The organism is Leuconostoc rapi (assembly GCF_016908715.1).
GTDB classification, from domain to species: domain Bacteria; phylum Bacillota; class Bacilli; order Lactobacillales; family Lactobacillaceae; genus Leuconostoc; species Leuconostoc rapi.
Genome location: NZ_JAFBEK010000001.1, coordinates 111,937 through 132,136, shown reverse-complemented (window position 1 = coordinate 132,136; position 20,200 = coordinate 111,937). Strand labels below are relative to the sequence as shown.

At 39.1% G+C, this 20,200-nt stretch carries 20 protein-coding genes; 1 reads left to right on the top strand and 19 read right to left on the bottom strand.

Going from position 1 to position 20,200, the window contains the following annotated elements:
• Position 1: 1 nt before the first annotated feature.
• From murD to JOD28_RS00565, 7 genes are all read right to left on the bottom strand, one after another.
• Complete coding sequence (gene murD / locus JOD28_RS00595) at positions 2–1,348, bottom strand: UDP-N-acetylmuramoyl-L-alanine--D-glutamate ligase (RefSeq protein WP_204768986.1); 1,347 nt, start codon at positions 1,346–1,348, stop codon at positions 2–4.
• 54 nt (positions 1,349–1,402) lie between these two features.
• Positions 1,403–2,365: a phospho-N-acetylmuramoyl-pentapeptide-transferase gene (mraY, locus tag JOD28_RS00590; protein ID WP_204768985.1), complete on the bottom strand. Its 963-nt coding sequence runs from the start codon at positions 2,363–2,365 to the stop codon at positions 1,403–1,405.
• 8 nt (positions 2,366–2,373) lie between these two features.
• Complete coding sequence (locus JOD28_RS00585; RefSeq protein WP_204768984.1) at positions 2,374–4,554, bottom strand: penicillin-binding protein; 2,181 nt, start codon at positions 4,552–4,554, stop codon at positions 2,374–2,376.
• Positions 4,555–4,556: 2 nt separating this feature from the next.
• Positions 4,557–4,913, bottom strand: a complete 357-nt coding sequence (locus tag JOD28_RS00580) for a cell division protein FtsL (RefSeq protein WP_204768983.1) — start codon at positions 4,911–4,913, stop codon at positions 4,557–4,559.
• 20 nt (positions 4,914–4,933) lie between these two features.
• Positions 4,934–5,875: a 16S rRNA (cytosine(1402)-N(4))-methyltransferase RsmH gene (gene rsmH, locus JOD28_RS00575; protein ID WP_204768982.1), complete on the bottom strand. Its 942-nt coding sequence runs from the start codon at positions 5,873–5,875 to the stop codon at positions 4,934–4,936.
• Between the two features lie 18 nt (positions 5,876–5,893).
• Complete coding sequence (mraZ, locus tag JOD28_RS00570) at positions 5,894–6,325, bottom strand: division/cell wall cluster transcriptional repressor MraZ (protein ID WP_204768981.1); 432 nt, start codon at positions 6,323–6,325, stop codon at positions 5,894–5,896.
• 152 nt (positions 6,326–6,477) lie between these two features.
• Positions 6,478–6,819 carry a DUF3397 family protein gene (locus tag JOD28_RS00565; RefSeq protein ID WP_204768980.1) on the bottom strand — a complete coding sequence of 114 codons (342 nt, stop codon included), beginning with the start codon at positions 6,817–6,819 and terminating at the stop codon, positions 6,478–6,480.
• A gap of 170 nt (positions 6,820–6,989) precedes the next feature.
• Between JOD28_RS00565 and JOD28_RS00560 the strand changes: the two genes are divergently transcribed.
• Entirely contained in the window at positions 6,990–7,196 is a 207-nt protein-coding gene (locus JOD28_RS00560; protein WP_204768979.1) for a DUF4044 domain-containing protein, read from the top strand.
• Positions 7,197–7,252: 56 nt separating this feature from the next.
• On the opposite strand, the gene JOD28_RS00555 is transcribed toward JOD28_RS00560, so the two are convergent.
• The 12 genes from JOD28_RS00555 to priA form a co-directional block, all read right to left on the bottom strand.
• Positions 7,253–8,944 carry a DAK2 domain-containing protein gene (locus JOD28_RS00555; RefSeq protein WP_204768978.1) on the bottom strand — a complete coding sequence of 564 codons (1,692 nt, stop codon included), beginning with the start codon at positions 8,942–8,944 and terminating at the stop codon, positions 7,253–7,255.
• Between the two features lie 7 nt (positions 8,945–8,951).
• Entirely contained in the window at positions 8,952–9,311 is a 360-nt protein-coding gene (locus JOD28_RS00550) for an Asp23/Gls24 family envelope stress response protein (protein ID WP_204768977.1), read from the bottom strand.
• 251 nt (positions 9,312–9,562) lie between these two features.
• On the bottom strand, positions 9,563–9,763 hold the full coding sequence (rpmB, locus tag JOD28_RS00545) for a 50S ribosomal protein L28 (protein ID WP_013102625.1): 201 nt from the start codon (positions 9,761–9,763) through the stop codon (positions 9,563–9,565).
• Positions 9,764–9,851: 88 nt separating this feature from the next.
• The gene (trxA, locus tag JOD28_RS00540) at positions 9,852–10,166 is read right to left on the bottom strand and encodes a thioredoxin (protein WP_204768976.1); all 315 of its coding nucleotides are present in this window, start codon (positions 10,164–10,166) and stop codon (positions 9,852–9,854) included.
• Positions 10,167–10,207: 41 nt separating this feature from the next.
• On the bottom strand, positions 10,208–10,852 hold the full coding sequence (locus tag JOD28_RS00535; RefSeq protein ID WP_204768975.1) for a thiamine diphosphokinase: 645 nt from the start codon (positions 10,850–10,852) through the stop codon (positions 10,208–10,210).
• Complete coding sequence (gene rpe / locus JOD28_RS00530) at positions 10,852–11,508, bottom strand: ribulose-phosphate 3-epimerase (RefSeq protein ID WP_204768974.1); 657 nt, start codon at positions 11,506–11,508, stop codon at positions 10,852–10,854. The genes JOD28_RS00535 and rpe overlap by 1 nt, the downstream gene beginning before the upstream one ends.
• A gap of 16 nt (positions 11,509–11,524) precedes the next feature.
• Complete coding sequence (gene rsgA / locus JOD28_RS00525; protein WP_204768973.1) at positions 11,525–12,430, bottom strand: ribosome small subunit-dependent GTPase A; 906 nt, start codon at positions 12,428–12,430, stop codon at positions 11,525–11,527.
• A gap of 46 nt (positions 12,431–12,476) precedes the next feature.
• Positions 12,477–14,414 carry a Stk1 family PASTA domain-containing Ser/Thr kinase gene (pknB, locus tag JOD28_RS00520; RefSeq protein WP_204768972.1) on the bottom strand — a complete coding sequence of 646 codons (1,938 nt, stop codon included), beginning with the start codon at positions 14,412–14,414 and terminating at the stop codon, positions 12,477–12,479.
• Positions 14,415–14,416: 2 nt separating this feature from the next.
• Complete coding sequence (locus JOD28_RS00515) at positions 14,417–15,163, bottom strand: protein phosphatase 2C domain-containing protein (protein WP_204768971.1); 747 nt, start codon at positions 15,161–15,163, stop codon at positions 14,417–14,419.
• A gap of 118 nt (positions 15,164–15,281) precedes the next feature.
• On the bottom strand, positions 15,282–16,628 hold the full coding sequence (gene rsmB, locus JOD28_RS00510; protein ID WP_204768970.1) for a 16S rRNA (cytosine(967)-C(5))-methyltransferase RsmB: 1,347 nt from the start codon (positions 16,626–16,628) through the stop codon (positions 15,282–15,284).
• Complete coding sequence (gene fmt / locus JOD28_RS00505) at positions 16,618–17,589, bottom strand: methionyl-tRNA formyltransferase (RefSeq protein WP_204768969.1); 972 nt, start codon at positions 17,587–17,589, stop codon at positions 16,618–16,620. The genes rsmB and fmt overlap by 11 nt, the downstream gene beginning before the upstream one ends.
• 162 nt (positions 17,590–17,751) lie before the next feature.
• Positions 17,752–20,169 (bottom strand): primosomal protein N', encoded by a 2,418-nt coding sequence (gene priA, locus JOD28_RS00500; protein ID WP_204768968.1) that lies wholly within the window; start codon positions 20,167–20,169, stop codon positions 17,752–17,754.
• Positions 20,170–20,200: the final 31 nt, after the last annotated feature.

Sequence of the window (20,200 nt, the reverse complement as noted above, 5' to 3'; positions counted from 1 at the left end):
ACTATACCCCCATTATTTTCTTTACTTCAGTAACATATGCTTCGCCACGTTCTTCAAAATTATCGTATTGATCCCAACTAGCTGCAGCGGGTGAGAGTAGCACAATATCGCCAGCTTCAGCTAATTTCACTGCAACAGGTACAGCTTGCGTCACGTCTGTGACAGTAATAACCGGTTTATTAGCAGCACGTGCGACCGCGACTATTTTTTGTTGTGTTTCACCAAACGCAATGACTACCTTGACATGCGTTAAATTAGGTACTAGTCGCATTAAATCATCGCCACGATCAAGACCACCGGCCAGCCAAATTGTCGGTTGATCAAAGCTATTTAAGGCTGTTTGTGTGGCCTCAATATCAGTTGCTTTTGAATCATTGTAAAATTTAATCTGATTAGCCGACAAAACAAATTGTAATCGATGCGCTACCCCACCGAATGTTTCGAGCACTTGACGAATAGCAGAATCATGAACACCAGCCAATTTAGCAACAGTTGTCGCTGCTAATATATTTTCCAAATTATGCGGTCCTACAAGTTTAATGGCTGTTAATGGCATCACAGGGCGATTGGAAATCATTAAATGATCTGTATTTACGGTCACCATGAATTCTGAGTCCTTACGCGAAAACTCGACTACCTTTGCATTTGTTCTTGTAATCAAATTATGCGTGTCTTTACCTTCCGCATTGAGCACCAATATTTGATCAGCCGTTTGATTTTTAGTGATCTGAAATTTAGCTTCAACATAGTGATCGCGTGTGCCATGGTAATCAAGGTGGTTAGCGAAAATATTGGTAATCAGGGCAATATCTGGACGAATATCAGGAGCCCCTAGTAATTGAAAACTAGATAATTCAAGCAATAGTGTATCTTTTTCAGTTAGGTTTTCAACAACTTCACTAACTGGTGTCCCAATATTCCCAGCAGTCGTCACTTGTTGCCCATCTGCCTGAAGCATATCTCGAATTAACGATGTTGTCGTTGTTTTACCATTTGAGCCTGTTACAGCTATCAACCGCCCATTGAATACACTCAACGCAACCGCCACTTCGGTTAAAATAGGAATACGTAGTTTTTGGGCTTTTTGTACGATGTCTGTTTGATAATTAATTCCCGGGTTTTTGACCAAAAAATCAAACGACTGGTCTAGTGATTGATCATCATCATGGTTAATAAATTTAACGCCGGCCGACAGTAATGTTTGATAAACATCATCATTATCAAAATCACCCCCATTAACAACTGTCACTTGTGCGCCAATTGTAGTTAAATATTTAGCCGCTGCCTTACCTGAGCGTGCCCAACCAAATACCATGACTTTTTTATTGTTAAAATTTTGTATTACCATGATCCATAACCTGATTTCTGAAATTTTATGTACGCGAGTAAACTCGCCTAATGACTAATTCATATAGAATATACCAGCAACAGCTAGAATAGCTGATACAATCCAGAATAACGTGTCTATTTGCCATTCACTCCACCCAAATTTTTCAAAGGAATGATGGATTGGTGCCATGGGGAAAATACGCTTGTGCCAAAAATGAAATCCGATTGTTTGTATGATAACTGACACTGTTTCAATGACAAAAACGAATCCAAACCATATGAGTGAAAATGGTATACCAAGTAAAATAGATTCGATAGCCAATCCCGCTCCTAGGGCCAGTGACCCCGTGTCACCCATAAAGATTTTAGCCTTTGGTTTGTTGAAAACCAAAAAACCAATTAAAGCACCCAAGATGGCAAAGTTAAAAATAACAATCGTCTGGTTATGATTATTCATGGCAATTACCGTGTAAGCGCCATAAACTATTATACTAATGCCTGTCAATAATCCGTCTAATCCATCTGTGAGGTTCGTAGCATTGGACCAACCAACTAACCAAAACCAGAGAAAAATAAAGTAAAATATGCCAAGATAGAAAGTACCAAAAAGTGGTATATAGAGTGTAAATGGTATATGCATAAACCACATCAAAACCATAATAACGATCGCGCTAGCTGTTTGTGCTAAAATCTTTGGTTTGAACGCAAAACCATCATCAGCGTGATTAATTAACTTAAGCGCGTCATCAATGCCCCCAATCAAAGCGTAGGCTAAAAAGGCGACTATCGGTAAAATCATTGCCGTAAGCCCGGTCCAACCATCAGTTATCCCACCACCAATTAAAGCACTAAGAGATGCTGCAACAACAAAAAGTGCGCCACCCATGCTTGGCGTGCCAGATTTTGCTTGATGATCAGGTCCAAGTTTACGAATGACTGCTTGTTCTTTGGATTGCTTTAGAAATTTAATGAGTATTGGCATGAACAACACAGTGACCACAAACGCTCGGGCTAACGCCCATAAATTTTCTGACATAATTTTTCCTACTTCTTCTCTTTCAACCTAACACCAACCTGACTTGTTTTAACGACAAGTTGATTTTTGCCAACATCTTGCCCCGCAACAAAACCAGAACCTGACCAAACAAGCTTAAAACCAGCCTCATGTGCGTAAGCTTGTGCATCCGTCAAACTCCACCCTGTCATATCAGGTAAATGCGTATTTCCCTTGGTTTTTATAATAACTAATTGGTTTGTGAGTGATTTCTGTTCAGGTAATAAAGACTGTGCTGTGACTTTACCAGTTGATCCCACTAATGCTGATCTAAAACCAGCTTTATTTAATGTTTGAGTGGCCTCCTGAACCGATTGACCGACAACATTGGGAACAGTTTGTTTTGTTGTTTTTGATTTTACCGCACTATCACTATTATTCAAAGCCTGAAGCATTAAAGGCTGAAATACTTTATTCATTGTTTCTTGTATGCTAGCATCTGGAAATACTTGCGGTTGCTTAAGCGCCATGTAAAAAATATATTTTGGATTTTTTTCTGGTGCCAAGACCATAACAGAATGAATGGCATTATTTAATCCTTGAAGATATTGCCCCTTTTCAGACACTTGCGCTGTCCCTGTTTTGGCTGCAATCTGGTAGCCAAACTTCCTTAAATCAAATTCTCTTGCCGTCCCGGTCTCCTGGTTAACCACATCAATCATATATTTGCGAACCTGTTTTGCTGTACTTGCTTTAATAGGACGAGCAACATTTTCTGTTTTTCCTTGCTTGACAATTGCCCCGGTGGCTGGATTAACGACCTTATCAATGAAGTATGGTTTAATCTCTTGACCATTATTTGCAATTGCCGAGAAAGCTTGTATCATCTGTAAAGGTGTCACGCTAATACCTTGACCATAGGCCGTGTTTGCTTGATCAATAGGATAGTCGTAAGATAGATCACCCCGTTCTTCATCAGCCAGACCTGCGTTCGTAGACTGTAAAAAATGAAATTTTTCTAGATATTTACGCCAAACTGCCGCGCCAAGCTTTTGTTGCGTCCGCGCAAAGGCAACGTTTGAAGAACGCCAAAAGCCTTCACGATAACTTAACATACCCTGATCTTGCCCAAAAGCATCAACGACCTTCTTACCATCAATCAATAGTGTTCCTGATTGATATGTGTCATTTGGTCGCCACTCGCCAGTATCAATGGCTGCTGACAATGTAATTGCTTTCATGGTTGACCCAGGTTCAAACGCCCCTTGATCTAATAGGTTAGTCCACAATTCTGGATTAACAGGCTTATCATTTGGATCATAGTTGGGCCGCTGTGTTGCTGCTACAACACGCCCTGTTTTAGCCTCCATCAAAACACCTACTGCAGACTTGGCTTTAGTTGTTTTGAATAAATCATCCATCCGAGTTTCTAATGTGTTTTGAAGTGAAGTATCTAACGTTAGGTAAACATCGTTACCATTTTCTACCGTTTTACTGCCCTGTACATTTTCTACTTGACCATCATACTTTTTGACGCCATTTTTACCAGCCAAAACATTATTTTCAGATTTTTCGATACCCATCAAGCCATTTTGTACCGATTGACCCGTCTGTTTATCTTCGTGCGTTTTCATAGCACCAACCAGATGCGAAGCTGTGTTACCATCAGGATATATACGTGCTGGACGCGAGGTGAAATTGATACCAGGCAAATTCAGAGCCTGAATTTTTTTATACTGATCAATGCTCAAATTTTTACTTGCCTGTACTTTTTTAGAAATAAATTCAACTTGATAAGCTTTTTTTTCTAATCGCTCTAATATTTCTTTTTTGTCCATATTGATAATTTTACTCAGCTTCTCAGCCGTTAATTCTTTATCAACTACATGCCCAGATCCGTTGACATATTTACCTGTTTTTGAATCTTTGGAACGAACCACCTTCTTATCTAATACAGCATACATATCGTAAACTGTTGTGTTTTCTGCTAGAACTTGCCCATTCATATCATATATTTTGCCACGATTAGCTGGCACTATTTGATTTGCCATAAATGCTTGGCGTGTTGCAGCATTTAAATTGTGACCATCAATTGAGCCACTGGCAATAACAAAAAGACGCACACCAAGTCCTAAAGTCACAAGCACAATTGCACCCAACAATACGCCACCAAAAATTTTGGCGTTTTTCGTGACTTTTTTATTTGGCATTCGTCTCACTTTATTTTTCATAATTATTGGTTAACATTTCGGACACTGCTGTCTGACAGCGTCATATGATATTTTTTAGCAACCTCATCCAAGTTTTTTTTGCTTGTTTTGCGCTGTATGTCACTACGCAAAACATTGTTTGCTTCCTTCGTATCGTCAGTTTTTGATTGCATGTTTGCCGTATTTGCTCGGGCAGCACTTGTTTGCATACTTGAAAAAACAACGCCGACCATCAATACCATCACAACAGCTGACACAAAAGCAACCATCATACGCTCTTTTCGTGTCCAGCGCGCTGTTTTATATCTAATACGTGTTTTAGGTTGTGCCAAGGGTATTGATTCAGCAATTGTTGAATATTGATATGCGTTTTGTGCCATAACTTAAGTGCTCCTAAATTTTATTTGCGTTCTATGCCGCGTAATTTAGCGGATTCAGATCTATGATTTATTGTCATCTCGTCATCACTTGGCAAAATAGGCTTACGCGTTAACAAGGTATAATCTGCTTCAAACTGTCCTGGAAGAACAGGTAATCCCGCTGGCAATTCTGGTGTCGATGTTTTTTCACGGAACATTTGTTTAACTAAACGGTCCTCTAGGGATTGAAATGTAATTGCACTAATTCGACCGCCGGGCGCAAGCAAAGCAATTGCTTGTGTTAATGAATCTTCCAATGCCCCTAACTCATCGTTAACAGCAATTCGTAAAGCTTGGAAGGTACGCTTAGCCGGATGCCCGCCTTTACGCCTGGCAGGCGCCGGAATGGCTTCCTTGATAATGTCAACTAATTCAAACGTTGTATTAATTGGTTGTTCTTCCCGATGGCGCTCAATCTTACGTGCAATTTGCTTAGGAAATCTATCTTCACCATAGCGACTAAGAATACGTAATAGTTCATGAAACGACCAATCATTCACAATTATTTTAGCCGTTAAACTCTGACGTTGATCCATGCGCATGTCCAGATCAGCATCGTAATTATAGCTAAAGCCACGTTGCCCATCATCAAATTGTACCGAACTAACACCTAAGTCATAAATAATGCCATCAACTTGCGTGACACCATGTTCAGCAAGAGCTGATGTCAGTGTGCGAAAATTTTGATGAATGAGTACCAGTTTGCCTGCTTGAATTTCATTAGCAAACTGCTCGCGATTATAGCGAATAGCTAAATCATCCTGATCAAAACTATATAACGTGCCAGATGTTAATTGTTTTAAAATTTCTCCAGTATGCCCACCGCCACCCAATGTAGCATCAACGTAGAGACCATCGGGTTTAATATCAAGCAAAGCAACTGCTTCGTGTAAGAGTACTGTGACATGTTCAAATTCAGTCATTAAAATTATTTCCTTTAACTAGAAGTCGAAGTCAACTAGTCCCTCTGCAATTTCGTCAAAATCTTCAGCCGTTGCAAGTGTGTAATCATGCCAGTTTTCGGAACTCCAAATTTCAAAGGAGTCGCCAGATCCTGTAACTGTCACACTTTTTTCAAGTGAAGCATATGCTTTCAAGTTAGACGGAATTATAATTCGCCCTTGTTTATCAATTTCTGCTTCCATGGCGCCTGCCAAAACAAAGCGTTTAAATTGGCGTGCTTCTTTTTTACCTAATGGTAACTGGTTCAGTTGTTCTTCTAATTTTTCCCAGACTGGCATTGGCATAGCGCGCAAGGCATGTTCCATCCAACGCGTCACAATAAATTTATCGCCTAACTGGTTACGAAATTTTGCTGGAATAATAAGTCGCCCTTTTGTATCGAGCGTATGTGAATATTCGCCCATAAACATCAGGACCACCTCCATTAAAAATTCTATACTACTAATTTACCACATTTCACCACTTCCCTCCACCTAATTATTATTTTGTCATCATTTAGTAAATTTTAGTACACATAAAAAGCTGCTATCTTAGAGATAACAGCTTTTTATTCAAGTGGGGATTAGTGGGTAGTGAAACCAACAATTGTAACAATAAATAGCAAAAGGCCACCTAACAACCCACTCCATTCCCAAAACTTATACCAAAATGAACGCCAATGCCACTTTTTTTGTAATAGAAACAGTGACAAAGTAGCCCCAACAAGACACCACACAATGATGAACCATAAAACCCAACTCACACCAAAACGATACCCCATTGTGTAATGTAATATGATCCACAAGGGAATCACACTTATATCTAGCGTTTTAATTTTAAATTCACGTAGTCGTGTCCACTTTTTTAATAAAAAAATGATTAAAATAATAACAATTGCTCCTATTGAGCCAAACCACCATTGCATACTTTTACCTCACTATACTTTACTAACAATATCGAAATACAGACAAAAAGGCAAATAACCTCTCTGTTCATATGATAATTTTAAAAATGGCAAATATATATTATAACATTACAATTGCATACCAAACCCTTAATATGGTAAACTAAATTTGAATTATAACGAGGTGAAACATGACAGACGAACAACATTCGCGACCTGTTAATGCTAAATTACAAGCAGAAATTGACGCAAAATTAAATCAACATCGTGTACCAAAAAGTAAGCAGAAATCACGTACTCGCATTGAAAAGATGATACTCACTATGTCTTGGGTCATGATTATTTTACTCGTTGGCGGTGTCTTCTATGCCGCTATCAGTTCCCTAGGATGGTTTTAAGATTACTTGTACAAAAAGTCCTGAGAAATGTGATTTCTCAGGACTTTTTGTTTGACCTATTCAACTGAAATTAAGAACGGATACAGCGGTTGCTTACCATCATGAATTTCAACTTCAAGTGCATCATCAATTGCTAATATTGACTCTTGGAGTTTTTTAGCGTCTTTTTCTTTCACATCTTCTCCAAAAATGACTGTTACAATTTCAGAATCACTATCTATCATTTGTGAAACAGCTTCAATCGCTGTACTTTGCATCTTTTTTGTGACGACTTCAATTTTGCCATCAATAATACCCAACCAGTCACCATGTCGAATATCAACACCATCCAGTGACGTATCACGAACAGCTTGTGTGACTTGAGCAGATGTCACTTCAAGCATCATTGATGCCATCTCTTCAGCGTTGCTTGACAAATCTGCCTCTGGATTATATCCCATCATTGCCGTGAGTCCTTGTTGAATCGTGCGTGTTTTCACAACGCGAACTGGTATATCAACAAGATCAACAGCTTGATCTGCGGCCATGAAAATATTGGAATTGTTTGGTAAAATCAAAACCTGTTTGGCACCAATAACATTAATGGCATCAACAATGTCTGATGTTGATGGGTTCATCGTTTGTCCACCAGAAATAATCGCGTTTACACCTAAACTCTTAAACAACTCTGCCACACCATCACCTGCAGCAATAGCAATCACAGCCGTGTCTGAAACCGTTGTGGCTATCTTGGACACGTGAGCTTCTTCAGCGCGTTGTTCGTCAATAACTGCTTGTTGTTGGTCACGCATATTATCGACTTTAACCTTAACTAATGAACCAAAGTGTGTTCCCCAATGGATCACTTCACCAGGATCTTCAGTATGAACATGGACCTTAACAATCTCATCATCATTAATAACAAGTAATGAATCACCTAACTTTGCCAAATGGTTGTAAAATGTGTCATAATCAAATTCGTGATCGTAGGTCGTCCCTTTACCAATTTGGATCATAACTTCTGTACAATAGCCAAACACGATACTATTTGGATCTAGGCTGCTGTTAGCCTGCGCGCCGGCATGTAGTTCTTTAACCATTTGTTCTAATTCAGCATTGTCCGGTGTTTTCAGATCTTCTTCACTAATATCGCCACTAAGCGCTTGATAAAAAGCCTTCAAGACAAAAACAAGCCCTTGCCCACCAGAATCAACAACGCCTACTTGTTTTAAAACAGGTAATAAATCAGGGGTTGAGGCCAAGGCACTCTGTGCTGCCTCGTTAACAGCGGACATCAATTCAACAACATCATCTGTCTCGTCAACTATCTTATTAGCCTTTGACGCAGCCTCACGAATAACAGTGAGAATAGTACCTTCTGTTGGTTTCATAACTGACTTATAGGCAACTTGAGCACCAGTCATTAAGGCGTCTGCTAAATCACGTGCTGATAATGTCTCTTTTCCATCAACTGAGTTAGCGAATCCTCGAAAAATTTGTGATAAAATAACACCAGAATTACCACGCGCACCCATTAATAAGCCCTTAGAGGTTGCTTTTGCCAAGGCACCAATATTTGTATCCAACGCATCACGTTCATACTGCGCGCCACTGGCCATTGACAAACTCATATTTGTACCTGTATCACCATCGGGGACAGGGAAAACATTTAATTTATTGATCTTATCTGCATTTGCGGCAAGCGCTGCTGCTGCTGCATTAATCATCTTACCGAATTCTACATTGGTAATCTTTGTAATTTTAGTCATGACGCTCCTAGTCCGTGACGCGAATGCCTTGAACAATCACATTAACTTCTGTTACATGAATGCCGAGCAACGCATCAAGATTATATCTTACTTTACCTTGAACTGATTTCGAAATTTCTGACAATTTTGTGCCATACTGTGCGACAAGATAAACATCTACGCTCACGCCATTATCTTCTTGGTAAACAACAACACCTTTACCATAATTTTCACGATTTAAAATTTGATTCATGCCATCACGAAACGCTGCTTTAGAAGCCATCCCGACAACACCAGGATTTTCAATAGCTGAACCGCCTACAATCGTTGCAATAACATCATTTTCAATAGTGATATCACCTATTTTAGCTTTAATTTTAATTGCCATAATAATTCAAAGCATTTCAATGTCACCCACATTTAAACATTCAATTAGCAAGACTTACAACTAATAATGAATCTTTGGTTGACACACTTATGCATTTCCTCCTTAAAAAGGTTTACTGTAATCATTTTAACATATCACAACATTAAACGTATTCTGGCAGTTCATTATTTGACATAAAAAAAGCCACCGCGAAGGTGGTCAATTTATGATAGTGATGTATAAACAATATTTTGCACATCACTTAAATCGCATTATACGCGTTCTATAGTACCAGTCTTCAATCCAGCCTTTAACGTACGTGCTGATAAATAAACTTTCTTTGCGGGAGCACCATTAATCTTAACAGTCACTTTTTGCAAGTTCGGCTTCCAGCTACGACGACTTGAATTCAACGCGTGTGAACGTTGGTTACCAAAGCGTGTATGTGCGCCTGTAATAGCATCTTTTGCCATGTTCGACCCTCCTTTTCGAGCTAATATTTTTAAAAAGCTCTTTCTACAACATTAATAAATTTTACCAGATTATAAACACTTTGGCAAGTTATTTTGTATATTTCGATAAAATGTTTGCGAGTTGTTCCTTAGTATGAAATCCAGTAAGGCGTTCTACCACTTCGCCGTCCTTTTGAACAAGCAATGTTGGGATTGCGCGAATGCTGAACTTTGCAGGTGTATCCGGGTTAGCGTCAACATCCATCTTGACGAAATCCACATTATCAACTTCCTCAGATAATGCTTCCAAAACAGGTGATTGCATACGACAAGGACCACACCAAGTTGCCCAAAAGTCAGTGATGCTAACGCCATTAGCTGTTTCTTTTTCAAATGTTGCGTCTTCTATTACTTTTACTGTCATTATTTTTCCTCCGTATTTGTTTTCCTGAGCAAGTAAGAATATTACGTACGATCCCTTGTTTGAGTCACCATAAGAATGCCTGTATCGAAGCTAACATGTACAGTATCACTGACAAACTCATTAGATGACCACATTTTATAAACGTTTTGTTTTAGAGTAAGGGTATATTTGGCATCAATGATTTTAAAATGCGTGACTTCAGTTAATGGCATAAAGCCAAGGTATTTTGTTCTCGAAATTTTGTGAATCGTTTTTGAACCTGAAGCCAAATAACTCACGTCGTTGACATTATCAATAATATGCGTTTTTTCTACAATGGATTCAAATTTAGGATCTGCCAGTAACCATAAGTTACTTAGCAAATGGTCCAGACGACCACCCGTTGCACCAAATATGTTAATGTTATCCGGCTTTTTGGTCTGCGCATACAATAAGGCCAATTCTGTGTCTGTTTCATCTTTCTCAGCCTTGACATGGATGATTTCATTTTTTTGAAGATGCGACTCAAGCACGTGTAATTCATCTTGATTAAGTGAATCAAAGTCACCAACTGCCAGTAACATAGGTATGCCACGTTGATATAATCGCCAAGCACCTCGATCAGCGCCGATCCAAAATCCTGGCTGATCAAATAATTTTTCTGGCCATAACGATGGATCGCCGCCAGCCAATATATTTATTTGCATTATTTCGTTAGTTCTTTCAATAAATTAATTTTAGCTGCCGGGTCTACTTTATCATATACATATGAACCTGCCACGAACACATTTGCACCCGCTTCATATGCAGCACCAATGGTTTCATTATTCACACCACCATCAATTTCAATGTCAAAAGTATAGCCTAATTCATCTCGAATGGCTTTCAATTGCGCAACCTTTTCAATTGTTGATGGTAAGAACTTCTGACCGCCAAAACCAGGGTTAACAGTCATAACCAACACTTGGTCAACCATATCCAACACGGATTCAATCGCTAATACAGGTGTGCCTGGATTGATAACGACTTCTGCTTTTACCCCCTTATTCTTAATCATCTGTAACACACGATGAATATGGGCCGTTGCTTCAACATGCACCCCAATAATATCAGCACCTGCATCAGAAAATTCATCAACAATCTTTTCAGGATTAACGACCATCAAATGCACATCCAAAACCATATCAGTCTCCGGACGTAATTGTTTAACCCAATTAGGGCCATAAGAGATTGACGGTACAAAACTACCATCCATCACATCAATGTGTAGATACTCCGCACCAGCTGATTCAACAAGCTTAACATCACGCTCTAAATTTGTATAATCCGCACTCAAAATAGATGGTGCAATAATTCCTGACATGCTAAAATCCTTCTTCCTAGTAATTTCGATTATCTGTGCTATATTTTGGCTTTTGCGATTTAATTAATTCGTAGAAGGCCTTGTAACTATTATACCGTGATTGTGCTATGTCGCCAACAGTTACCGCTTCTTTCACAGCACAACCTGGTTCATTGAGATGGAAACAACCACGAAAGCGACAAGACTGACATGCTTTTACAAATTCAGGGAAATAACTATCGAGATCTTCAAGCGGAAAATCAAAAACTTCGTATGATGAAAACCCAGGTGTATCTGCAATCAGCGCATCATCCACCTGAATCAGTGTGACCTGCCTTGTTGTGTGTTTTCCGCGACTTAATGCCTTTGAAACAATGCCCGTTTCAAGGCCCAGTTGTGGTGAGAGATGATTTAACAATGTCGACTTACCCGCACCAGTCTGACCCATAAATACAGATACCTTATCCTTGAGATCATCTTGTAGTGTCTTAAATGCCACAGTATCTTGAATAGATGTTGGTAATATCGCAGTATAACCAATTTGTTGATAGATGTCCAATACTGCTTGCGCAGCAATTAATTCCGCTGAGGTTAATAGATCAGATTTAGTAAAATAAATTAACGGTCGAACATTAGCAGCCTCTAAGGCAACGAGTTGTCTATCAAGTAAGTTAGGCGTAAAGTTGGGTTCTTTTAGTGCGGTCACAATCACTGCAACGTCAATGTTAGCAACCGGTGGTCTGACTAACACATTTTCTCTTGGATAAATTTTCCAAATCAAGCCTTCATCATTTTCACTTTCAAAGTCAACAAAATCACCCACTAATGGCTTTTGTCCTGATTTTCTGAATTCACCTCGTGCGCGCGTGCGCTCGATGCGACCATCTTCAATTTGTATATCATAATAGCCACTCAACGAGCGGATAATGCGTCCTGTTTTCATAATTTAATTGTAACAAAAAAGCCGCTTTTAAGCGACTTAGTTTAAATTATTCTTTATCACTATTGCTTGATGATGAACTCGTACTCGAACTATTTTTTGATGCGGATGAATTCGAGCTTGAATTATTATTCGATGAAGATGAATCACTATCATTGTCACTCGACGAATCTGAATCATCAGAACTATCACTTGAAGATGCCTGTGGGCCCTGAGAAATAGTGACTAGCAAAACCATATCTTTAGTGATACTTGAGCCACCACGAATTGACTGACTGATAACGTGATCTTTTTTAGTATTACCGTCATATTGTGTATTAAAATTGACGACAATATCATTTTGGCTAGCCCAACTTTGTACTTGTTCTTGGGTTCCTTTACTCGTAAAATCTGGGACGGTAATTTTGACTGCACCGGTAGAGACTGTAAAATCAACCGTAGTTGACGTTGGATCTACTTTATCATTTGCATCAATTGACTGTAACATGATTTTGCCTTCAGCAACATTATCAGAAGCACTATCTTTTCTGTTGACAGAGTAACCTTGTGCTCTTAGTTGTGCTGCAGCCATCGTATAATCCGAGCCAACATAATCACCAAAACGTACTTTTGCACGTCCAGAAGAAATAATAAGGTTAATCGCATCCCCTTTTTTTGCCTCCGACCCGCTACTTTGTGTCGAACGAACAACTTTACCCTTTGCAATACTTTTAGATGTTGTCGAACTAATTGTGCCTACCGTCAATCCTGATTTTTTAATCTTTGTCGTTGCTTGATCTTGTGTCAAATTAGTGACATCTGGTACGGTTACTTTATTTGACTGGTAATTAATAAAAATGAACGTTGCCACGACTAAAATTAGCATACCCAAAATGGCCCAAGGCCATTTTGGCAATTTGCGGAACTTAATGCCGTTTCCCTGCAGTACATTACGAACAAAGTTCGGTGTGCGATCAACTTTGCGTGCTATGTCTTTAATCGCATAACCTTTTTTACCATAGGCAATGATTGTTTCTTTTACTGAAGGCTCTTCAGGTACCTCGTCTGGGAAAATTTTATCTGAAGAAACACCCGTTTTGAGCTGATCTTGAATCTGTGCCATAGGAATAATACGTGTTTCGTCTATGGTTTCAGACATAGGTGCAAAACGTGCCTCGTCAGAACGTCTGGGCGATAAGGCAGTTTGTATATCTTCAGACATCGCAGCAGCACTAACATAACGGTCTTGTGGTCGCTTAGCCGTTGATTTTAAAATCACATTTTCTAAAGCCTGAGGTATTCGTGGATCAAAGTCACGAACTGATGGCATATCAACCGTGGCATGCTTCATCGCCACTGCAACCGGTGTGTCTCCTTCGTAAGGTACCTGTTTAGTGAGCATTTCATACAACATCACACCAAGTGCATAGATATCTGATTTTGCTGAAGCCATCCCACCGCGAGTTTGCTCAGGAGATAAATAATGAACTGACCCAATCACTGTATTTGTTTGTGTCATATCTTGTACTGATTTAGCAATAGCAATACCAAAATCAGTAATTTTAACCTGTGCTTGCTCATTAATTAAAATATTTTGTGGCTTTAAATCTCGGTGAATAATGCCCGCATCATGCGCCGCTTGAACTGCGCTTAAGATTTGTATCATAATATCAACAACTTGTTGATAAGGGATGGGGAAATGTTGCGCAATATAGGACTTTAAATCATCCCCCGCTACATACTCCATTACCAAATATTGGGAGCCTTCATATTCACCTGTATCGTATACTTGGACAATATTATCATGAACTAATTCTGTCGCAGAAACTGCTTCTCGTTTAAAGCGCTTCGCTAGATCAGCATCATTTTTCATATCCAGTCGCATCATTTTAAAGGTGACATCTCGATCTAAAAATTCATCATGCGCTAAATAAACATTGGCCATGCCTCCGCCACCAAGCGATTTGATAATTTTATAACGATTGTCTATCACTGTATCTGGTAACATAGTTATTTTGTATCCTTTTTATTGTTACGACTGACCAAAAGTGCCGTGACATTATCTGGTGCGCCATGACTATTAGCTGATCGGATTAATTCACAAGCGCGTGAATTTAGCGTTGTTTCTGCTCTCATGATACGTTTAATAGTAAGACCGTCTAAAACTTTAGTAATACCATCTGATGTCAGAAATAACATGTCATCTCCCAAAAATGGGTGCTGTTTAATTTCTACCTTCGCATGTTCATCAACGCCTAAAAATCGTGTCACACTATTCGCATTGGGCACATTTTCGGCATCAGCCTGACTAACTGTTCCAGCGCGTACCAATTCATTTTTAAGATTATGATCAAATGACAACTGTCTTAAACTATCTTGATGTAATAAAAATGCTTTTGAGTCACCTAAATTACCAATAAGGACTTGTTCATCAAATAAGATAGCTAAAACAAGCGTTGTTGCCATTGTTTTCAAATCATCAAAACGCTTCCCGACTTCCAGGATGACGTTATTTTCATGAGTTGTTGTTTCTGCTATCCAATTGGTTGCTAATTTGATGGTTTCAATCGTTGTGTTTTCCCAAGCATGCCCAAAATGTTCTACAGCCATGGCACTGGCGACCTCACCACCCTCAGTGGAGGTTACCCCATCAGCTACAATCACCATAATGGTCCCTTTTTGATTGGTAAACGCACCAACATAATCTTGATTCTCATCTCGTTTTATACCTGGGTCAGTGTGAAATGCTATTTGCATAGGAATATTTTATCTTCTCAAAATAGTATCGTCAAATTTGCCAAACATTATTTTTAAATGTTAAGTTACTTTAACTGTGCGTTCTATATTTCTTTACTTTTTATAATTGCTGTGCCAATTACCGCTTTTTCTTAAATGTTGCCACGAAGAAGCCATCAGTTTGATAGTCGTTTGGATACACATGAAGTACTTCCTCACCACGATCCGGCTTTAAATTTTTAACGGTTTGCGTGGGTACAAGTTCAAACTCTGTATGTGCTAATAAAAACTTTGTGACAACATCATCATTTTCTTGACTCAGAATTGTACAAGTACTGTAAACCATCATACCATTATCAGCGACATTTTGACTAACAGAATCTAGAATATCAAATTGTAGCTGTGCTAAGTTTTGAACATCTTCTAATGTCTTATCGTAGCGAATTTCAGGTTTCCGTCGTAATAATCCAAAGCCTGAGCATGGCGCATCAACAAGAATACGATCGAATTTAGTATCAATTTCATGTGGTACTTTACGCGCATCTAATACACGTGTTTGAATTTTATCGGCAACATGTAGTCTTTGCGCGTTATTATTAATTAATTTTATTTTATGTTCATGTATATCAAGAGCCGTAATTGTAGCATCTGCACCAATATATTGTGCAATCTGTGTTGTCTTTCCACCTGGTGCAGCCGCCGCATCTAAAATCGTTTTAACATCTGCTGTTAAATGCATACTTTCCACAGGTAGCATGGCGCTTTCATCTTGAATAGTGAGCAAACCGTCATGGTAGGCTTTAGAACTTGCGACATGCCCACCAGAAACAATATAAGCATGATCAGCTACAAGCGATTTAACTGCCGTATAGTTTTCAGCTTCGAGTGACTTAATCACGTCTTCATCTGTCGTTACCACTGTATTAACACGAATAGATTGGTTCGGCGCATCATTGATTGTTTCGACCAGTGCACGTGTTTTTGTTTCACCATGTTGCTTAACAAGTTCATTAATTAACCAAATAGGTAAACTTTTTTCGATTGACAGTTGCTGAATTGGATCTTTGATTGCAGCAATGTCTCGTAACCCTTGTCGTGCAATATTGTGCAGTATGGCAGTCACAAATTTTCCAGTGCCGACATGCCCTAATATTTTAGCAACTTCAATGGATTCATTAAAGATAGCGTGTTCTGGAATCTTATCTAAAAATTGCATTTGAAACATTGCAGTATAAAGCAATTCACGAACCCAAGCATCAATTTTTTTGTTACCAACGAAAGGTGCCAACCAATATTCAAATGTGAGCCGATGTTGGATTACGCCATACACAAGGGTTGTTAACAATCTTTTATCAGCTTCGCCTAATTGATGTTGCTTAATCACTTGGTTCAATTGTAAATTAGAGTAAGCCCCATTTTTAATTTTTGCTAAGGTTTGTACTGCTAAAACTCTTGGATTATCACTATAAACACGTTTATCGCTCATTAATTGGCTCCTCTGCCCATAAATCTCCTGTGTGTAACTGACTCCCAGCACCGTTCAAATAGTCATTAACAGCCATTTCTGATTTACCTGCCGGTTGTAATTTATCAATACTAATCACTGTCTGGTCAGCTGTTGCAACTTTTAATACTTTTTTACTTTTTTCAACAATTTGTCCTGCGGAGAACTCGGTTTTTTCGTCTAATGGCGTCACTTTTGTGAGTTTAATTCGCTGACCTAAGACCTGAACATAAGCAGGATGCGTTGGATAAAGCCCCCGAACATGCCAATCAACTTGTTGTGCTGTCTCATGCGCAAAGTCTAGATTTTGTAGTTCATGCGGTATATTAGGCGAAAATGATACCTGATCTTCATTTTGGGCAACTGCGTGACGCTCTCCTAATGCAATTTTAGGTAGGGTCGCCAGTAATAAATCACGTCCAGCAAGACTCAATTTATCAAACATTGTGCCAACATTGTCTTGATTAGTAATTGGGACTTTAACAACATCAATAATGTCACCGGCATCCATTTTTTTAACCATATACATAATTGAAACACCTGTTTCAGTATCACCATTCATGATGGCATAGTGAACTGGTGCACCACCACGATACTTGGGTAACAATGATGCATGCGTATTGACAGCAGCAATTTTAGCCGCCTCTAATAATTTTGTTGGCAAAAATTGTCCAAATGCTGCTGTCACAATAAAGTCGGGATTAATTGTAATCACTTGTTGCATTTCATCAGAGCCACTAATTTTTTCAGGCTGTAAAACGAGCAGATTATGTGCCAATGCTGCAACTTTAACGGGGCTAGGTGTCAACGTATGTTTGCGACCTTGAGGTCTATCTGGCTGTGTTACAACAGCCTTCACATCATATCGTTCATCATCAATTAATGCTTCCAAAATCGGTACTGCAAATTTGGGTGTTCCCATTAATACCACCGAATAAGTCATGGTTGTGCCTCTTTCCTAATATTAGCTATTAACGCCTTTTATATCATTTGTAATTGGTAAATCACGTCAAAAGCAGTGCTGCCTTTACTCACTAAAAAATACCCGTACTGACGAGTATTTTATTTCTTATATATTATACCATAGAATAATGTCATGCATTTGTCACATAAAAGAAATAGGTTCGCGATCAATCGTTAATTGCAACCCATTTTTAGATTTTTGAGCCCTGTTTTGTAGTTCCGTTAATAAATCATCCATTTCATTGCGTTGCTTGAATTTTAAAATGATTTGGAAATAATAACGATTACGCAATTTTGCAATTGGTTTAGGTGACGGTCCAAGAATGATTACGCGCTCATTGGCATGTAATCTAAGCCAACGCGCAACTTGAATCATTTGCTTTGCTGTTTCGTTTTCTTCACTATGGCTGGCTTGAATTTGAACAGTGTAATAGTATGGCGCATAATTACCGGCATGACGTACAGCCATTTCCTGCTTATAAAAGCCTTCGTAATCATGTTGTTTTGCATATGTAATAGCATAATGTTGCGGATTAAAAGTTTGTACTAACACTTCCCCCAATTTCTTTGATCGACCAGCTCGTCCACTGACTTGTGTCAACAATTGAAACGTTCTTTCACTTGCGTGAAAATCAGGTAGTCCCAAGGCAGTATCAGCATTTAATACACCCACTAATGTGACGTCGGGAAAATCAAGACCTTTGGCAATCATCTGCGTACCAAGTAAAATATCGGCTTCATGGTTGCCAAATTTTTGAAGCATGCGATCCATTTGGCCTTTTTTTCGTGTCGTATCTTGATCCATACGTATGACACGAGCATCTGGAAACAAGTGATGCAGCTCAGTTTCAACCTTCTCGGTTCCCGTACCATAATAACGAATACGACTTGAACCACATTGGACACATTTTGTCGGGATTGGCTCTTCGTGGCCACAATAATGACATTTTAAGGTGTGTGAATCCATATGCAAAGTCATGGCTAAGTTACAGTTTGGATCACGTGGTACATAACCGCAGTCTCGACACATCACAAAACTTGAAAAGCCACGCCGATTTAACATCAATACAGATTGCTCATGACGATTTAATCGATCAGTTAATTTATCTTTAAGTTGTTTTGAAAAATTAGTCTCTGGGCCATCTGCTATCATCGTTGTCATATCAACAATTTTAACAGCTGGTAATTTGGCTCCGCCTGCTCTATGCGTTAGACGCAGCAGTTCATACACGCCGCGCTGCGCACGAGCACGACTTTCTAGTGATGGTGTAGCCGAACCAAGGATGACCGGAATTTGATAATACGCGCCGCGCCATAGCGCCACATCACGTGCATTATACCTTGGATTATCACTTTGCTTATAAGAGGTTTCATGTTCCTCATCCACAATAATCAGACCAATATTATCTAATGGCGCAAAGACAGCTGAACGTGCACCTACAACAATCTTAACGTCACCACGTTCAATACGACGCCATTCATCATATCGTTCACCATCAGATAATCCCGAATGCAATACAGCCGTTTGCGTGCCGAATCGCGATTTAACTCGGCGAACCATTTGCGGTGTTAACGCAATTTCTGGGACTAAAAAAAGCACCGTCTTCCCTTTATTAAAAACATGTTGGGCCGCCTGTAAATAAACTTCTGTTTTGCCAGAGCCGGTGATACCCTCCAGTAAAAAAGGTTGATAACGCATGTCATCTGCGCTTGATACAATACGTTCAAAAGCCGTTTGTTGTTCTTCGTTCAATGCCAACGGTTGCGTTGGTGCAATGCGCGTTGCTGAGAATGGATCGCGCAGCTGTTCTACACGTACTTTTTCCAACCAATTTTTAGCCGCAGCCTGATTCAGGGTGGCGTCGCTTACCGCAATGACTTCCTGTAATTCTTTTTTGACCCACGTTTCTCCTAAGTGTCCCATAATAAATGATAATAAAATTTTCTGCTTCTTTGCTGAAGTCCTAAGCGATTGAGATTCATTTTCTAATAAATCAATCTCATCAGTAAAACGATAGGCTATCTGCGTTTTGATTTTTGCACGATTAGTCACGTTCACCGAAGCCGTAATACGTTGCTCACGTTGCAATTGTGCTAATCTAGCAATATCCGCATCACTTAATTCACGTGCACGATAAATCATTTCATCTAACCCTTTAAATAAACGATCACGTATGTCATCATTGACTTCGTCAACGATTTTCAGAATACGTTCATAGTTCGCTTTTAACGCATTAGGTAACATCATTTGTAATATTGAAATACGAAACGCAAATGTTTCTTGCGCTAAATAATTTGATAAATTCAATAATTCTGTGTTCAAAACAGGTGTTAAATCTAACACACGAGTTATTGAACGCAGTTGTCCATCGTCTAAGTCCGTCGTAGCACGTAACCCAACAACAAACCCCATGACATGTCGATGACCAAAAGGGACATCAACACGCATACCTAGTCTTAACGTCTCACGAATTACATCTGGCACAATATAGGTGTAAGGTTGATTTGTTTGCATCGTTGGCACATCAACAATGATTTGTGCATATTGCATTTTAGTCATACCTTTATTGTATCAAATATGCGTCATTTAT

Excerpts from the sequence above, each read along its gene's own strand:
- JOD28_RS00550 (WP_204768977.1), bottom strand. The coding sequence starts at position 9,311 with ATGGCAATTAAAATTAAAGCTAAAATAGGTGATATCACTATTGAAAAT.
- rsmH (WP_204768982.1), bottom strand. The coding sequence starts at position 5,875 with ATGACTGAATTTGAACATGTCACAGTACTCTTACACGAAGCAGTTGCT.
- JOD28_RS00580 (WP_204768983.1), bottom strand. The coding sequence starts at position 4,913 with ATGGCACAAAACGCATATCAATATTCAACAATTGCTGAATCAATACCC.
- mraZ (WP_204768981.1), bottom strand. The coding sequence starts at position 6,325 with ATGTTTATGGGCGAATATTCACATACGCTCGATACAAAAGGGCGACTT.
- JOD28_RS00585 (WP_204768984.1), bottom strand. The coding sequence starts at position 4,554 with ATGAAAAATAAAGTGAGACGAATGCCAAATAAAAAAGTCACGAAAAAC.
- JOD28_RS00555 (WP_204768978.1), bottom strand. The coding sequence starts at position 8,944 with ATGACTAAAATTACAAAGATTACCAATGTAGAATTCGGTAAGATGATT.
- rsmB (WP_204768970.1), bottom strand. The coding sequence starts at position 16,628 with ATGAGCGATAAACGTGTTTATAGTGATAATCCAAGAGTTTTAGCAGTA.
- mraY (WP_204768985.1), bottom strand. The coding sequence starts at position 2,365 with ATGTCAGAAAATTTATGGGCGTTAGCCCGAGCGTTTGTGGTCACTGTG.
- priA (WP_204768968.1), bottom strand. The coding sequence starts at position 20,169 with ATGACTAAAATGCAATATGCACAAATCATTGTTGATGTGCCAACGATG.
- rsgA (WP_204768973.1), bottom strand. The coding sequence starts at position 12,430 with ATGAAAACAGGACGCATTATCCGCTCGTTGAGTGGCTATTATGATATA.
- rpe (WP_204768974.1), bottom strand. The coding sequence starts at position 11,508 with ATGTCAGGAATTATTGCACCATCTATTTTGAGTGCGGATTATACAAAT.
- murD (WP_204768986.1), bottom strand. The coding sequence starts at position 1,348 with ATGGTAATACAAAATTTTAACAATAAAAAAGTCATGGTATTTGGTTGG.
- JOD28_RS00560 (WP_204768979.1), top strand. The coding sequence starts at position 6,990 with ATGACAGACGAACAACATTCGCGACCTGTTAATGCTAAATTACAAGCA.
- JOD28_RS00535 (WP_204768975.1), bottom strand. The coding sequence starts at position 10,852 with ATGCAAATAAATATATTGGCTGGCGGCGATCCATCGTTATGGCCAGAA.
- fmt (WP_204768969.1), bottom strand. The coding sequence starts at position 17,589 with ATGACTTATTCGGTGGTATTAATGGGAACACCCAAATTTGCAGTACCG.
- JOD28_RS00515 (WP_204768971.1), bottom strand. The coding sequence starts at position 15,163 with ATGCAAATAGCATTTCACACTGACCCAGGTATAAAACGAGATGAGAAT.
- JOD28_RS00565 (WP_204768980.1), bottom strand. The coding sequence starts at position 6,819 with ATGCAATGGTGGTTTGGCTCAATAGGAGCAATTGTTATTATTTTAATC.
- trxA (WP_204768976.1), bottom strand. The coding sequence starts at position 10,166 with ATGACAGTAAAAGTAATAGAAGACGCAACATTTGAAAAAGAAACAGCT.
- pknB (WP_204768972.1), bottom strand. The coding sequence starts at position 14,414 with ATGTTACCAGATACAGTGATAGACAATCGTTATAAAATTATCAAATCG.
- rpmB (WP_013102625.1), bottom strand. The coding sequence starts at position 9,763 with ATGGCAAAAGATGCTATTACAGGCGCACATACACGCTTTGGTAACCAA.